12 protein-coding genes are annotated in these 16730 nt (G+C 43.9%); 5 read left to right on the forward strand and 7 right to left on the reverse strand.

Going from position 1 to position 16730, the window contains the following annotated elements; genetic code table 11:
- Positions 1–52: 52 nt before the first annotated feature.
- The 3 genes from ACF8CV_RS23325 to apbC all read right to left on the reverse strand — a co-directional run bounded on the left by ACF8CV_RS23325 (position 53) and on the right by apbC (position 4218).
- Complete coding sequence (locus tag ACF8CV_RS23325; RefSeq protein WP_138937588.1) at positions 53–2140, reverse strand: AsmA family protein; 2088 nt, start codon at positions 2138–2140, stop codon at positions 53–55.
- A 188-nt stretch (positions 2141–2328) separates the two neighbouring features.
- On the reverse strand, positions 2329–2970 hold the full coding sequence (gene udk, locus ACF8CV_RS23330) for a uridine kinase (protein WP_005461598.1): 642 nt from the start codon (positions 2968–2970) through the stop codon (positions 2329–2331).
- A gap of 171 nt (positions 2971–3141) precedes the next feature.
- Entirely contained in the window at positions 3142–4218 is a 1077-nt protein-coding gene (apbC, locus tag ACF8CV_RS23335) for an iron-sulfur cluster carrier protein ApbC (RefSeq protein ID WP_024700301.1), read from the reverse strand.
- A gap of 161 nt (positions 4219–4379) precedes the next feature.
- Between apbC and metG the strand changes: the two genes are divergently transcribed.
- A complete protein-coding gene (metG, locus tag ACF8CV_RS23340; RefSeq protein ID WP_029835280.1) occupies positions 4380–6446 on the forward strand; it encodes a methionine--tRNA ligase in 2067 nt (688 codons plus the stop codon).
- A 213-nt stretch (positions 6447–6659) separates the two neighbouring features.
- Entirely contained in the window at positions 6660–7466 is an 807-nt protein-coding gene (locus ACF8CV_RS23345; protein ID WP_138937589.1) for a hypothetical protein, read from the forward strand.
- A gap of 115 nt (positions 7467–7581) precedes the next feature.
- On the opposite strand, the gene fadR is transcribed toward ACF8CV_RS23345, so the two are convergent.
- Complete coding sequence (gene fadR, locus ACF8CV_RS23350) at positions 7582–8421, reverse strand: fatty acid metabolism transcriptional regulator FadR (RefSeq protein WP_005461531.1); 840 nt, start codon at positions 8419–8421, stop codon at positions 7582–7584.
- Positions 8422–9062: 641 nt separating this feature from the next.
- Between fadR and nhaB the strand changes: the two genes are divergently transcribed.
- Both nhaB and dsbB read left to right on the forward strand, forming a co-directional pair.
- A complete protein-coding gene (gene nhaB / locus ACF8CV_RS23355; RefSeq protein ID WP_005461506.1) occupies positions 9063–10649 on the forward strand; it encodes a Na(+)/H(+) antiporter NhaB in 1587 nt (528 codons plus the stop codon).
- 84 nt (positions 10650–10733) lie between these two features.
- Entirely contained in the window at positions 10734–11270 is a 537-nt protein-coding gene (gene dsbB, locus ACF8CV_RS23360) for a disulfide bond formation protein DsbB (protein WP_138937590.1), read from the forward strand.
- 84 nt (positions 11271–11354) lie between these two features.
- Here the strand turns inward: dsbB and ACF8CV_RS23365 are convergent, their stop codons facing one another.
- The gene (locus tag ACF8CV_RS23365; RefSeq protein WP_020838706.1) at positions 11355–11963 is read right to left on the reverse strand and encodes an SEC-C metal-binding domain-containing protein; all 609 of its coding nucleotides are present in this window, start codon (positions 11961–11963) and stop codon (positions 11355–11357) included.
- Positions 11964–12112: 149 nt separating this feature from the next.
- Here ACF8CV_RS23365 and dusC point away from each other — a divergent pair, with 149 nt between their 5' ends.
- Entirely contained in the window at positions 12113–13081 is a 969-nt protein-coding gene (gene dusC, locus ACF8CV_RS23370; protein WP_069539910.1) for a tRNA dihydrouridine(16) synthase DusC, read from the forward strand.
- 113 nt (positions 13082–13194) lie between these two features.
- Here dusC and ACF8CV_RS23375 read toward each other — a convergent pair whose 3' ends face one another.
- Together ACF8CV_RS23375 and malZ are read right to left on the reverse strand one after the other, a co-directional pair.
- Positions 13195–14655, reverse strand: coding sequence for a sensor domain-containing diguanylate cyclase (locus tag ACF8CV_RS23375; RefSeq protein WP_138937591.1), 1461 nt, complete (start codon positions 14653–14655; stop codon positions 13195–13197).
- 108 nt (positions 14656–14763) lie between these two features.
- A complete protein-coding gene (gene malZ / locus ACF8CV_RS23380; protein ID WP_138937592.1) occupies positions 14764–16590 on the reverse strand; it encodes a maltodextrin glucosidase in 1827 nt (608 codons plus the stop codon).
- Positions 16591–16730: the final 140 nt, after the last annotated feature.

Below are 16730 nucleotides of genomic sequence, written 5' to 3' on the forward strand. Positions count from 1 at the left end.
ACAATGAAAAAAGGGGTGGCACAATGCCAACCCTTTCACTTTCAACACGTGGTTAGTTGAAAAGATTCTTCAACAGACCATCGACCGCTTCTTTGGTTTTCTCATCTTTAATTTTGTCCGTTAGCTTCTCTACGCCACGGTCAATTTCTTTCTGAGCTTTCTGTTTAAGAACATCATCGAATACGAGTTTGAATTTAGGGTCCGCCCACTTACCAGACACATTGATTGGAATCGTGATGTCCTTCAGCTCATCGATGTTTTTACCACCTTGGCCTTCTAGCGTACCCACAATTGAAGTACTGATAGTAAAGTCGACCGTCTCATTGATGTAGTTTGCACTGCCTTTACCACGCACACGTAGTAACGGTGATTGAGCATGTAAGTTGTCCGTTGATACCACACCTTTGTTTAGTTTCAACGTCGCGGTCATCGCACTGAAGTCTGTTTTCTTCACTTCGTTGGTACTTTCAACTTTTTGCCCTTTGAATCGCGCGTAGTTTTCACGAATCAATTGAGCAACGTTGATGCCATTTACCGCACCATCAGCAAAGTTAATCGCTACAGTACCAGCAAGGTTCTGTTTGATACCTGTCGGCGTCAAACTGCTACCTTGGACATTCACGTCGATATTACCCGTACCTTCTAACTTGTCGTTGTTAGCAACATCAATCAGTAGCGGTTGAACTTTCACACCTTTGATTGATTTTTTCACGCTGTAAGTCGCTGGCGTCTTACGTGCATCTAGTCTTGCTGTTGCTGAAATTGTGCCTTGGTACAACTTCGAGCTAAATGATGTGACGTCAAACACACCACGATTGACAGTGAAGCTCGCTTTTACCGCTTCCATTTTTGCGTTAGCCGCTTTGAACTTATCGATGGTGATATCACCTTTGACATCCAGCGTTTTCAGTGCTGAAAGATCCGGCTCAACTTCAGGCCCCGCGGATGCACTCTTACCACCAGATGCTGGCTTTTCGCTTGCTGGTGCTTGTTTATCCAAGCCTAAGAATTCATCTAAATCGATATTAGAGCTATGAAGAGCAAAACGTATTTTTGGAATGTCTCCCAATGTCACATCGGCTTTACCATCCAATGCAATCGCGTTTGCGGTTAACTTCTCTAGAATAAAGCTAAGGTGGCTTTTATTTAGGTCAAATGAAAGGTCAGAGACCATATCAACTTTCATTGGTGATTGTGGCAAAGCATCACCTTCAAAGCTTGATTTCAGCGTAAGCTTATTCAACAACACTTTGCTAATCGCTTGGTCAACCGTAAGCTGCCCACCGCCTTGCATGTCCAGCTTCATACCAGCCGCACTGCCTTTAAGCGCGTAGTTAAGATTGTTTACTTTATCGAATTCAAATGTATCTAAGCCAATTTTTGCCGATTCAATAGTGTTGTTTGGATCAGTGTACGTCGCATCAACATTGATGTTCTTCAACGTATAACTGGCAAGACCTTTCGCCAGTTTAAAGTCTGCCTTACCTTCTGCTGTAAACTTCTGGTCATTCATTTCGCCTTTCACACCAAAGTCAGCTGTCGTCCAGCTGTCAAAAGCAAATTCGGAAAGGTTCAACGATACATCATACAGCTTGGTGTAATTGCCGGCTTGCTTGTCTTGAATTTCTAGTGAGCCATTAGAAACCGTAACACCAGCCAGGTTGATACTCCAATCTGAGCCTTCAGACTGCGATTCACCACTTTGATCTGGTGCAGTATCATTCGGTTGCTCTGCTTGTTGAGTTTGCGCTTTCGTTAGAGCATCAATGTTCTTGCTGCCGTCTTTCTTCGTTTCAACGTAGAACTCCGCACCATCTAAAGTAATGTTACCGATTTCAAGTTGTTTGCTAAAAAGTGGTGTGACAGAAACATCAACACCGACAGTGTCGACTTTAAAAAGATTTGGCTGACTAAAACCTTGCGGGTTACGCAGTTCGGTTCTTCCCAATTCAAAACCAATTGATGGGAAGAATTGCCAACTGATATCCCCTTCAATCACCAACTCTAACCCTGTCTGTTTCTGAGCTTGCTCAACAATCAGTGGCTTAAATTGGTTTGGATTGACAAAAATAGTTAACGCTAAAATTGCAGCAACAAATACCACAAAAGGTATCGCGAGAACTAAGAGCAGTTTCTTCATTTGTTTTTCCTTGCTCGTGTGTTTTTAAAATTATAAGCGCAGACTAGATTTACCGCCGAGAGTTCCACAAAAGCGTGAAAATCATCCGGTTTTGACATGCAACTGACTAATTTAAAAACAAAAAAAGAAGTGGCACCTAAAGTGCCACTTCTTATCAGAAAAATAAAGCGATATAGCCGTCTAAAGACTTAAGCTTTCAAAAGTTTTGCAATGTGAGCTTTTAGTACATCGATCGCGATACGGTTTTTACCGCCACGAGGTACGATGATGTCCGCATATTGCTTAGAAGGTTCGATAAACTGCATGAACATCGGACGAACAGTTTGCTGATATTGCTTAAGAACGGATTCCATTGTACGGCCACGCTCTTCAACGTCACGCTTAACGCGGCGAAGTAGGCAGATATCCAGAGGCGTATCCATAAATACAGTCGCGTGCATCAGGTCACGAAGACGAGGGTCAGTAAGAAGAAGGATACCTTCTAAAATGATTACCTTTTTAGGGGTCATTGTGGTGGTGTTACTTGTTCTTGTGTGCTCTGTGTAGCTGTACTCAGGCACTTCCACGGCCTCACCACGTACAAGCTTCTCTAGGTGCTCGCACAATAGGTCGTGGTCCAACGCACTCGGGTGATCGTAGTTCGTCTTTACTCGCTCTTCCATGCTTAGGTGGCTTTGGTCGTTGTAGTAGCAATCTTCCGTGATGACACCGATTTGATGATCGCCTACTTTCGCGCGAAGCTCATTGTAAATTGTGCTCGCGATCAGACTTTTTCCAGAAGCAGAAGCGCCAGCAATACCTACGATGACGCATTGATTATTATCAGACATTAGTTTGCACCCGATGATGATTTCTAGTCACATAAAAAGATAAACTGCCTGATTATAGGGAGTTCACCCCGTAGTTACTAGCTGGAATTAGAGTTTAGTCATAAGTTTCTGCCTGCCCAGAGGATTAACCTCCGGGCAAACGTTAAAATGTGCAACTTTCAACCACCAACCTCAGTTTACCATTGTAAAACTGATTGCATCTGGTTTCGCTTTGCCTTGCCAAAACATTGTGCTACACACTCGATCTGCAAGCTGTTTGTAGTAGCCTGAATGCTCACTGTCAGGTCGTCTCGCAACGGTTGGCACACCAGCATCAATGTCTTCTCGCATAGAAATATGCAACGGAATTTGGCCCAATAGCGCTAAGCCAAACTCTTGAGACATTTTCTCCGCGCCACCCATACCAAAGATGTGTTCAGTCGCGCCACATTGGCTACAAATGTGGTAACTCATATTTTCGACCACACCTACTACTGGCACATTGACTTTGTTAAACATTGCAGCGCCTTTGCGCGCGTCTGCCAACGCTAAATCTTGTGGCGTCGTCACCAAAACCGTGCCGGTAACAGGAATTTGTTGTGACAACGTCAACTGGATATCACCCGTGCCTGGAGGCATGTCTATCACTAGGTAATCCAGATCTGGCCAATCGGTTTCATTCAATAGCTGAGCTAACGCTTTCGATGCCATAGGGCCACGCCAGATCGCTGCTTCAGATTTATTAACTAAATAGCCAATAGAATGAGTATAGATGCCGTGAGCAAAAATAGGCTCCATCCATTTGCCATCGCGAACTTCTGGTTTCGCATCTTCCTGGCCGAGCATCATCGGAACCGATGGACCGTATATATCGGCATCCAATAGGCCAACCTTCGCTCCCGACTGCGCGATAGCCAAGGCTAAGTTAACGGCTGTTGTGGATTTGCCCACCCCACCCTTTGCAGAGCTCACCGCAATGATATTCTTCACACCTTTCACCGCATTAGAAACCTGCGTTTCTAGTGCTTTTACGCCGAGTTCAATGTGAAACGGAAACGCGGCTACAGCTTTGGATGCTTGCTGTTGTTGAATCCATTTTTGCAATGTGCGCTGAAGCTCATTACTAGCAAATGGCAATGTAATCTTCACTTCACCTTGAGCGGTGATGGTGACAACGCCGTGAATATCGGCCCAGTTTTCCACTAACTGTGGATGTTGAAATTGATTAAACCAATGACAAAAATCTTGTTTTGAAGTGAACTGATGCATAAGTCCTCCTTTTGAGTACCATGCTACCACCGACCCGACATAACCAGAACCCTAAAAAACTAAGGCATTCCGCGGTTTGACACCTTGGAGTTAGTGAGTTCATGGGGTAGTATTATCCATCAAAATTTTTTTATACCTATCAAGAAAAGCGAATATTAAGTATGGCAAACGATCCAAGACACCTTCCTTCAAGGAAACTGCTGGTAACTTGTGCCCTTCCGTACGCTAACGGTTCGATCCACCTTGGCCATATGCTTGAGCATATCCAAGCGGACATTTGGGTTCGTTACCAACGCCTACGCGGCAACACTGTAAACTTCATCTGTGCTGACGATGCTCACGGCACGCCAATCATGCTTAAAGCGCAACAGATGGGTATTACTCCAGAAGAGATGATTGCCGCTGTTAGCGAAGAGCACCAAAAAGACTTCGCTGGCTTTGATATCAGCTTTGATAACTACCACAGCACGCACTCAGAAGAGAACCGCGAACTGGCATCTCACATTTACCTAGAGCTAAAGAAAAACGGCTTTATCTCTAGCCGTACTATTTCTCAGCTTTTCGACCCTGAAAAAGAGATGTTCCTACCGGATCGTTTCGTAAAAGGTACATGTCCTAAGTGTAAGTCTGAAGATCAGTACGGTGATAACTGTGACAACTGCGGCGAGACTTACAGCCCGACAGAACTGATCAATCCTAAATCTGCAGTTTCTGGTGCGACGCCAGTAATGAAAGATTCTGAGCACTTCTTCTTTGACCTGCCTCAGTTTGAAAGCATGCTAAAAGAGTGGACTCGCTCTGGTTCTCTGCAATCAGAAACCGCGAACAAGATGCAAGAGTGGTTTGAATCTGGTCTGCAACAATGGGATATCTCGCGTGACGCACCTTACTTTGGCTTCGAAATCCCAGGCGAAAAAGACAAGTTCTTCTACGTATGGCTAGATGCACCTATTGGCTACATGGGCTCATTCAAAAACCTATGTAACAAACGTGACGATCTAGACTTCGATGAATACTGGAACAAAGACAGTAAAACTGAACTTTACCACTTCATCGGTAAAGACATCGTGTACTTCCACAGCTTATTCTGGCCTGCAATGCTTGAAGGTTCTGGCTTCCGTAAACCAAACAACGTATTCGTACACGGCTACGTAACGGTAAACGGCGCGAAAATGTCTAAGTCGAAAGGTACATTCGTGAAAGCAAGCACGTACCTCGATCACCTAGACCCAGAATGTCTACGTTACTACTACGCAGCGAAACTAAACAGCCGTATTGACGATCTAGATCTTAACCTTGAAGACTTCACTCAGCGCGTTAACGCTGACGTAGTCAACAAGATCGTTAACCTAGCATCTCGTAACGCAGGCTTCATCGCTAAACGTTTCGAAGGCAAACTGTCTGACAGCTTCGCTGAACCAGAGCTTTACAACGAATTCGTGGCAGCGGCTGACCGTATCGCAGAGCTTTTTGAAGCTCGCGAATTTGGCCGTGCTATCCGTGAAATCACGGCACTTGCGGACAAAGCAAACCAATACGTTGACGAGAAAGCCCCTTGGGTTGTAGCGAAAGAAGAAGGCAAAGATCAGGAACTACAAGAAATCTGTTCTGTAGGTATCAACCTGTTCCGCGTACTAATGACTTACTTGAAGCCAGTAATGCCAGCTCTTGCTGCACGTACTGAAGCATTCCTAAACCAAGAGCTAACTTGGGAAGGCATTGCTCAGCCACTCACTGGCCACGAAATCACTAAGTTCAAAGCGCTATTCAACCGTATCGATCCAAAGAACATCGAAGCGATGATCGAAGCATCGAAAGAAGACGCTGCAGCAGAAATGGCAGCGAAAGAGAAAGCTGAAGCGGCTAAAACAGAAACTGAGCTAAGCAAAGACCCAATCGCGGACGAGATTGAGTTTGATACTTTTGCTCAAGTGGATTTGCGCATCGCTCGCATCATCTCTTGTGAAGAAGTGCCTAAAGCAAACAAATTGCTTAAGTTCCAACTGGACATCGGTGGTGAAACTCGTCAAGTTTTCTCTGGCATTAAATCAGCCTACAAACCTGAAGAGCTAGAAGGCAAGCTAACCGTAATGGTAGCGAACCTAAAACCTCGTAAGATGAAATTCGGTATGTCTGAAGGCATGATCCTAGCGGCAGGCCCTGGTGGTAGCGACCTATGGATTCTTGAGCCACACGAAGGCGCTCAGCCTGGCATGCGTGTAATGTAATTCCCTTACGTTACGCTTGAAATGAGTTCAATCCCCGCCTCTCTCGGCGGGGATTTTTTTTGATCAAATTCACATTATTGGGGAGATTCTGCACCAATAACGCGCAAAACATTTAGGTTCAAATTTTAACTACTTGTTTTTAAAGTAATTTTAATTGGCATCAAAACTGCAAATTCCTTCTTGCTAGGTCCAAACACTAACAAGGAGTTGGTTATGTTTGTTTTGATTTCAACGTTATTATCCGTCGCCATATTAGCCGGCATTTACCACCTTTCCACAAAACGCGAACAGCAACATGCACGAAAGTATCAGTTGCTTACCCTACTTCGCGATGTCGTTAACTTGCTTAGACGTCATCGAGCAATCACACATAACTCCCTTCAATCCCAACAAAACTATGAGCGAGAAATAGAAGAGATCCATCATGCTCTCAACAACAAGCTGCACCTTTTGTTGGAAACATCGCGCTTTGAAAATAAACCCATGTATCGTGTGTTACAGATAAAAGTCAGTAAGTTGCTCGAACAATGGCAGGAAAACAGCATCGCGAGAAATCAAATGGAGCACGGAAAGCTGATTCGACATTGTTTGTTCTTAATGGATGAAGTCACTATTGCGTGGCTAGCAGTTGAGCAACGAGATGAGTTGCATGATGAGTACCACATGAATTGGCAAACCATTATCGATAGCCTCGAAACCTTGACTCAACTTCGTATTAGCATTCAAGACTTAAACGAACAAGGAGGAAGCGTTCGAGTAAAGAACTACGCATCTGTAATGACACGTAAACTGAATCAGTTAGCGGTAATAGCACCATTGACTATCGCAGCGCCGATCTCCGTACGTTCGACACAAGCGTTAAACGACTATGTCGAAGGAAAACACACCGGACTAACAGAAGAAGAACTTTATGGCATCACCTCAGATCTGTCACTGACGATTTTCAATACCTATGATCACGTGCTATCAGATATTGTCGAAACACTGTATTTGCCTTTGCCCAGACTCTCATTAGCCTGAAAGACTCATTTTTCGACATAATTGCATGAGGAACTAGATCAAAAGCCGTAAGTAACGAGCAATAAAAAACCGCAGGCATTGCCTGCGGTTTTTTCTAACTTTGCTCACTCAATGCTTAGCTATCATCTTCAGTGAAGTTGGTTGGTAGCTGCTTTTTCATCTCGTTCCATATTTGAGCACTTTCCATGCCGTAGTGGCGAATTACAACTGGCAATTGTTCACGCTGGCCCGTTTCACAAGTTTCTAGCAGTTGACGGTAGAATCTTAGCGCCAAATCACGTGAGGCAGGGTTAGAGAAGTAGTAACTGCCAACTCGGTCATACAGCTTCTTCAAGCCATTGAAAATCAAACCGTAGATTTGGTTACCAGAGTGGAATGCTAAGCGTTGGAACAACATGTAATCGTAAAAGTTAAATGTTTTCGCGATCAAGATTTCCTGACGCTTTGCTTCATCTTTTTCGTTGTCTTCTTTAACGCTTTGAAGCACCTTATCCGCATACGGAGAAGAGGCAATGAAATCATCCCAAGACGATGCATTCACAAGCGCTTCACAAGACTCAATTACGTTCTTGATTGTACGCTCAGAGTTTTCTTTGTTCGCCTTGAATGCATAACGCATAAAGATAGGGCTGATGTTGGTACGTGCCGCAAGCAAATCTTCTACAATATTTGTTGCATTATCGACGTCTAGCGTCATCAACGTATCCAAGATATGCAGACCAGATGTCTCCATAAATTGGTTAACTTTTGTTGGTTTACCGTGTTGGATAGTCAACCATCCATCACGTGCTAGTCGTTGAAGAACCTCTCGTAAAGTCGTTCGAGTAACACCAATCAGTTCGGACAGCTCGCGCTCAGCAGGTAAAATTGAGCCTGGAGGAAAACGGCCGTTCCAAATGCTCTCGATAATATATTTTTCTGCGAATCCCGCAGGGCTTTTCGCCTTAATGACCATTCTACTTTTTATCCAATATTGATTTCTGAGGGTCGATACTACTCATCATACCACTACTTAACGATTTGAGAAAATTTACGATCAATTATTGAAACGATCCCTCAATATAGAGTTAATACTCTACACGTTCGCTGAATTTAAGATACTTAGTGAAGCAGTTCAAAGCCGTAAAATTTGTATTTTATAAAAAAGAAACCGAACACAAATAGAGAAAAAATAACGACAAGTACGTCACATTTTTATGTTTATAATATGCAAAATAAATTTGTATTCTCTGGTTAATATTCCTTTTTAATTGATCTTTTCTCGTCACTTGGCGTCATTTAAAATCCAAGGGGATTTTTTCAAGCTTTCCATGATATAGTAACGCCGTTTTGATCGCGTTATTACACTTAAAAAGTAGTTTTAGTCGGAAGCATTACGTTTTGTTATTGACTAATAAAAGCCGGAGTGTAGAGTTTGCGATCGAAAGTGAGCGGTGCTTGAGTTCAGGGGAAGTAACTTGGCAAAACTACAATAAAACAAAGGATTGTTGTTTTACTAAGTTATTGTTTTAAAAGACTAGTTAATAAGTCTAACAAACAGATACTTGAGCGCTAATTGTAGTGTCTATTCATAATATTGTTATAAAGAGAATTATCATGCCGATATCGCTCGGAAACGCTTTTATCAAGAATTTCCTTGGTAAAGCGCCTGATTGGTACAAAGTTGCCATTATAGCCTTCCTTATTATTAACCCGATTGTTTTCTTCCTAATAAATCCATTTGTTGCTGGGTGGTTGCTCGTCGCGGAATTTATTTTCACGCTTGCAATGGCCTTAAAATGCTACCCATTACAACCTGGTGGTTTACTTGCAATTGAAGCTATTGCTATTGGCATGACCAGCCCAGCGCAAGTAAAACATGAGTTGGTTGCGAATATAGAAGTATTACTACTTTTAGTATTCATGGTTGCGGGTATCTACTTCATGAAACAGCTTCTGCTGTTCATCTTCACCAAAATCCTGCTTGGTATTCGTTCAAAAACTCTGCTTTCGCTTGCATTCTGTTTCGCAGCCGCGTTTTTGTCAGCATTCCTAGATGCGCTGACAGTAATCGCTGTTGTCATCAGCGTAGCAGTTGGTTTCTACTCGATTTACCACAAAGTTGCTTCAGGTAACCCAATTGGCGATCACGACCATACTCAAGACGACACCATCACAGAACTGACTCGTGATGACCTTGAAAACTATCGTGCATTCCTACGTTCGCTGCTTATGCACGCTGGTGTGGGTACCGCTCTGGGCGGCGTAACAACGATGGTTGGTGAACCTCAAAACCTTATCATTGCAGACCAAGCGGGTTGGTTATTTGGTGAATTCCTAATCCGTATGTCTCCTGTGACGTTACCAGTATTTATCTGTGGTCTTATTACCTGTGCATTGGTTGAGAAGCTAAAAGTATTTGGTTACGGCGCACAACTGCCTGATAACGTACGTCAAATCCTTGTGGACTTTGACCGCGAAGAACGTAAGACACGTACAAACCAAGACGTCGCAAAACTGTGGGTACAAGGTATTATCGCCGTTTGGCTGATTGTCGCGTTAGCGCTTCACTTAGCAGCCGTTGGCCTGATTGGTCTGTCTGTCATTATCCTAGCAACGTCATTTACTGGCGTCATTGAAGAGCACTCAATGGGCAAAGCATTTGAAGAGGCTCTGCCTTTCACAGCCCTACTCGCGGTTTTCTTCTCGATCGTTGCAGTAATCATTGACCAAGAGCTATTCAAACCTGTTATTGACGCCGTGTTAGCCGTTGAAGACAAAGGCACACAGCTTGCCCTCTTCTACGTTGCAAACGGTTTGTTATCGATGGTTTCGGACAACGTATTCGTAGGTACGGTATACATCAACGAAGTGAAATCAGCCCTTATGGAAGGCTTGATCACGCGTGAACAGTTCGACCTGTTAGCAGTTGCAATCAACACCGGTACAAACTTACCTTCTGTTGCAACGCCAAACGGTCAAGCCGCTTTCCTATTCCTACTAACGTCTGCACTAGCACCGCTAATTCGTCTGTCTTACGGTCGAATGGTAGTGATGGCATTGCCATACACTGTCGTTTTGGCGATTGTAGGTCTGATGGGCATCATGTTCTTCCTAGAGCCAGCAACAGCGTCTTTCTACGATGCGGGCTGGATTGCACCTCATACCGGTGATCTGACTCCAGTTGTGTCTGGCGGACACTAAAATTTGAGTTGATTAGGAAACTTATACACGATAAAAAGCTCTGAGTATTCAGAGCTTTTTTCTATTTCAGACAGGATTGAAACCGTGACTATTTTTTCATCACTTAACCAATTTTCGAAGGGACGCGTATCGTGGTTGCTTCTTCTTTTGTTCATCATATTTTTTGAAGCCTGCGCACTCTACTTCCAACACGTAATGATGCTTGCCCCGTGCGTAATGTGTATTTATGAGCGTGTGGCAATGATGGGTATTGGCGGTGCAGCTATCATCGGACTTATCGCACCGAACAACGCACTATTCCGCTGGTTAGGGCTTATTGGTTGGGGATTAAGCTCGTACAAAGGATTGATGCTTGCAATGCAGCATGTTGATTACCAGTTCAATCCATCACCATTTGCAACTTGTGATCTTTTTGTCACCTTCCCAAGTTGGGCTCCGTTAAACCAATGGGTTCCTTGGATGTTTGAAGCGTATGGCGATTGTTCAAAAATTGTTTGGCAGTTCTTCGACTTATCGATGCCACAATGGTTGGTGGTTATCTTCGCTGGTAACTTGGTCGCTTTGGCGTTGATCGCGATTGCACAGTTCTTTCCGGTGAAACGTAAGAATCCAATTCGTTAAGGCGTATAAAAATATAGATAATAAAAAGCCGACCTTAGGGTCGGCTTTTTATTGGATTCGATTCAGTAACTCGCTTTTATAGTGTTACTTACCACAACATTGCTTGAACTTTTTACCGCTCTCACAAGGGCATGGATCGTTACGACCTACATCTTTAAATGGGTTTAAGCTTTGAGATTTATTGCCAACCATTAGTTCATCTGCACCCAATGCGACTTCAACTAACATCAAATCAAGTTGATCAACAAGGTCTGTTAACGCTGGCGGTGTTTCAATGCCCGCGTCACGCATATGTTGCTGAGTAGACTCTTCATCAATGGCTAGCATCATTGTGGTAAGCAGCGCTTGCAGCATACGTTGTAAACCATCATTTAGCTCAACCTCTTGCCACTGCTCTTCAATCAAAGGCCAAACCGACATGAAACCTTCAGCAAAATCGGCTAACTGCTCAGGATCTTTTCCAGTTAGCTCTAGAGCTGAATACTCATTACGTAAAATACGGTTATGTTGCTTGTGAATTTGCTCTTCGACCGCTGGCTGAATCGATTTAAAACCTTCACCAAATAGCGGCTCAAGCCAGGCCTCTGGCGCTAAAGGTTTTGTGGTTAGGTTTGCGGCAAGTACCGCACCTTCAATAAATAGCGAAGATTCATCAAGTTGAACTTCACCTTTTTCAATCAAAGTGTATTGCATGACATCTGGTTTCCCATGAATTTGGCGGCATTATACTCCAATACAAGTGAGATGCCAGTTGGCACCAGCGCCGAGTCTTTTAATGACAAACTTAGCCGACATCGCTACAATCGCCCTCCTTTTTATCACCAAACTGTATTAGGCAAACTATGCGAGTTGTATTAGGCCCAATGGAAGGCGTTTTAGACCATTTGATGCGCCAAATCCTGACCGAAATAAACGACTATGATCTGTGTGTGACGGAGTTCGTTCGAGTGATCGATCAAGTCCTGCCAGACCATGTCTTTCATCGCTTATGTCCGGAGCTTATGCAAGGCTCTCAGACCACTTCTGGTGTGCCTGTACATGTTCAACTACTAGGTCAAGAGCCACACTGGATGGCGGAAAACGCAACCCGAGCAGCAGAGCTTGGCGCGCGCGGCATCGACCTAAATTTTGGTTGCCCAGCAAAAATGGTCAACAAAAGCAAAGGAGGTGCGGCGCTATTGCAGCATCCTGAGTTGATTCATAGCGTGGTAAAAGCATGCCGTAACGCAGTGCCTGCGAATATCCCTGTCTCCGCAAAAATTCGTCTGGGCTGGGAAAACCCTGAAGACTGTTTTGAAATCGTGGATGCGATTCAATCTGCGGGAGCGAATGAACTGACCGTTCACGCACGTACTAAGCAAGGCGGTTATAAAGCATCTGAAATCAAGTGGGAATACATCAATAAAATTCGCGAGCGATTCTCCATCCCTTTGATTGCCAATGGTGAAATCTGGAATTTCGAAGATGGTCAACGCTGCATTGAAACCACTGGTGTCGACTCTCTGATGGTGTGCCGTGGTGCGTTCAACATTCCTAACCTAGGTAACATGGTAAAACACAACCACACGCCAATGGTTTGGTCTGATGTGGTCGACCTGCTGATCTACTACTCAAAGTTTGAAATGAAGGGTGATAAAGGTTTGTACTATCCAAACCGCGTGAAGCAATGGTTCGCTTACCTTCGCCAATCTTACCCAGAAGCTAACGAATTATTCCGCGAAATCCGAACATTTAATAAAGCAGCACCGATTGTTGAGCACATCCAGCGCTACCGCGATGAACTCCAATCGCGTCAAAGCCAAGTGGCTTAAGCACTCCACATGCACGAATTGTGCGTGATGGTTGAACGACAAATAGCTAAAAGGGCGATATTATCGCCCTTTTAGCTATTTGTCAGACTGCCTTCTAGCAAGCGCGCCTCGAACTAATAACAAATCTTGTTCTTTCCGGTACTTTTCGCTTCATAGAGCTTCTCATCAGCCGCCTTGAACAGTTCATCAAAGCTTTCTGCTTTGCTTGCAGAGCTAAAGACCACACCGCCAGATACGGTAAACCCATTCTTCGTGACTCGTCGTGATCGTTCATCAATCGCTTTTTTGACTCGTTCGAGAATGTGCTTCATCCCTTCAATATCTTCATCGTATATCGCGAGAATAAACTCTTCGCCACCAAAGCGAGATGCGACGTCACTGTGACGAATGTTGTCTCGGATGCACTTCGCGACCAGTTGAATCGCAGAGTCACCTACATCATGGCCGTAAGTATCATTGATAGTCTTAAAGCTATCGATATCGAACACAGCCAATGCCACGTTCTTCTTCGTCATTTTATTACGCCAAACGGCCTGCATTCCTCTGCGGTTGAGCAGCCCTGTCATTGGGTCTCTTGCAGCAAGATCTTTAAAGTAGCGACGTTCGGTGTGCATGTTGACATAAAACAGTACTACGGTACTCAACACGTAAATAAAGACCGCGACCATAGTGCTGTACTTTTCAAAGAACGTTAAATTCTTAATCTCGCTCCATAAGTTATATTCGTAATAAATACTGTGATTGGCACTCAAGCGCTCTTTTTCAATGGGCTTGATCCGCACGGCATCTTCAGGAATCGTTTGGAAATTGGAAACTAAGTGCAGCTTCCCGACAAGGTTTTCAGAAGTCGTGAGCAGCGCATCGACATCAAAATCAATCGAGAGCACCCCTTGGTGGACGCCTTTTTCATAAATTGGCACTGTTAAACTGATGATTTGCCCTTCCATGGAATCAAGCATCGGCCCAGGCCCAGCCAATGTAATGTTGACCTTATCTTGCGCGGTTTTTTGCCAGAATGGCCTCGCCTTTAACGTTGACCAAAGCTCTTTAGTAAAATTCTTCGCGTACTTATCGGGCGACGAAATCACATAACCACGTTTATCGATGTAATGGATACCAACAATGTGGGATTCAATATCATGAAGGAAGGACAAAGAAGGGGCAAAGCCTGCTTTTTGTTCTGCAAGTTTGTTGATTTTCGTCCCTGCCTGACACAAACTTTTTTCGCCGACGATCATGTAGTCAACATCAACCGCTGGCAGGCCATCGCTGTAAACGTTCTCCAATAGCAAAACATCAATCGGCCATATATAGCAGATGTCGCCTTTCACAATAGAGTTATGCTCTTCAGAAAGAGGGTTCGCGAAGTTTGAATAGTTGGTAAAGCTGTAGTCCAGTGCAGTTAAGACTTTGATACCACGAGTTAACGCTCTATCGATACGCGAATATTCAGTATCAATATAGCGATTGACTGCATCGTAGTAGTTTTTTGTAGTAACGAGCATTACCACAATGAATAGAACTAAAGGAAAGAAAACAACAAATGAGAGGCTAAATCGCCTTTGGTTAACCATTGAGTACCATTGTTTAAGTGTTCGCCTCTCATATGCATCGGCTTAAAGAGGCTGTTTATAGTTATTAATGAACATATTCACAAATTTTAATAAATATAGAATGCGGTGTCACTTCACTTGCCACAAATTGATACTTAATGCTGCCATATTGACAGAAACATGACCTTCATAATCAATTATTTCACATTTATCTAATAATTGATGCAAGTGTTTCGCATTCAAGCCTAACTGCCACAATGGTAGGTCAATCGTGCTTTCTTGTAGACCAATATTGACTGCAACAATGATCGTCTCTTCACCAAGCTGTCTTGCATAAGCAAATGCCCTTTCGTCACAATACAGCCATTGCATGCTACCAGATTGTAAGGCTTTGAACTGTTTGCGAATTTCAATCCACTGTTGGTACAGTTGGAGCCAAGGCGAACCCTGAACTAAATGCCAAGGGAAACAACGTCTGTTATCCGGGTCAAAGCTTCCCTCAAGACCGACTTCACTACCATAATAAATGCATGGTGCGCCGACATAAGTCATGAGTAAGGCCAACGCGATTTGCATTTTTTTCTCATCCCCATTCACCAAGGTGAGAAAACGCGCCGTGTCATGGCTATCAAGTTGATTGAGTTGTGAGAGCTGATTGGCAAAAGGAACTTTTGCTCTGGCTTCATCCAACCACGCTTTGAACTCAAAACCATCTATATCGATTGGGTCGTACGTGATGTCTTGATGCGCAATAAACGCTCGAACAGGGTGGGCAAAACCGTAGTAGTTCATCGCGCCGTCTTCTTGCTCCCCTTGCAGCCATTGAGTCGCTTCAAAAAAATGCTCACCTAACACATAAGCATTCGGATTAACGGATTTGGTCGCTTGGCGAAATGCTTTCACGTAGTGAGCGTTGTTTTTCGCCCCCTCCCCTTCACCTAGCATATGAATGACATCAAAACGCCAGCCATCCACGGAATATGGCGGCTTCAGCCAATGTTTGATAACCGATGCCTCACCTTGGTAGATATATTCTCTGACTTCGTAATTCTCAAAATTCAATACCGGCAGATTGTCGATACCTTTCCAGCCAATATAGTGATTACTCTCCCCATCAAAGAAGTAATAGTCGCGAAAATCGGATTTAGGATTCCCGTACGCGCCTTTCCCTTTCTGCTGAATATCAAACCAAGGGTGCTGCACAGAAGTATGGTTAAAGACCGCATCCAATACGATCTTCATGTTTTTGCTGCGGATTTTTTCGCACAATGACGCAAAATGCTCGTTGGTGCCGAGCATAGGATCAATCGTGAAATAATCCGTGGTGTCGTACTTATGGTTACTTGGCGAGGAAAAAATCGGATTGAAGTACAGTGCGGTCACACCGAATTGTTCAAGGTATCCAAGCTTTTGCTCAACGCCTTTTAGATCACCACCGAAGAACTCACGTGCCCCAGAGTTTTGGTGATTTCCTACAGGTTCTCCCCACGTTTTAATCACAGCATCAGGATCGTACTCGCCGTACGCTTCACGAATTGCAGACTCACTTTGACTCGCGGCAAAACGATCAGGAAAAATCTGATAGAAAACTTGTTCTTGAACCCACTTTGGCGGTTGATGGTTTACATTCAATTTGAAATGAAATTCTTTGGGCGGAATACGTTTTTGCATGCCACGTGCGTCTAGCCAATATTGCTGACCATTTCTAACGACTTTAAATACATAGTGGGTGATGTCTCGATCTCTATTCGGCTCGAACGATACTTCCCACAGCAGTAACTCTCCAACTCTGCCGCATTGCACCATGGCGACAAGGTATTCTTCGTTGTCTGGCTCAATACGCGCATAAACAGCATCAAATGTTAACGCTTCTGTTTTTAGACAGACCTTCACGCGTTTACCATCGAAGGCTAAACCATCAACCGTCTGGCTATGAAAGAGAAATGGCAAAGACATAATAAGCACTCTTTAATAGGTGGATATGCCACTATTTTATTAAAGAATGAGAGATAAAAAATCCTCCTTGGAAATTCGGTGTTTTACCTATTTTCTCAAGGAGGATCACACTTGGTAGGCGTAGTCGCGGCTCTGACTAT

Source organism: Vibrio sp. zbq_1, assembly GCF_043102935.1.
GTDB lineage: Bacteria > Pseudomonadota > Gammaproteobacteria > Enterobacterales > Vibrionaceae > Vibrio > Vibrio parahaemolyticus.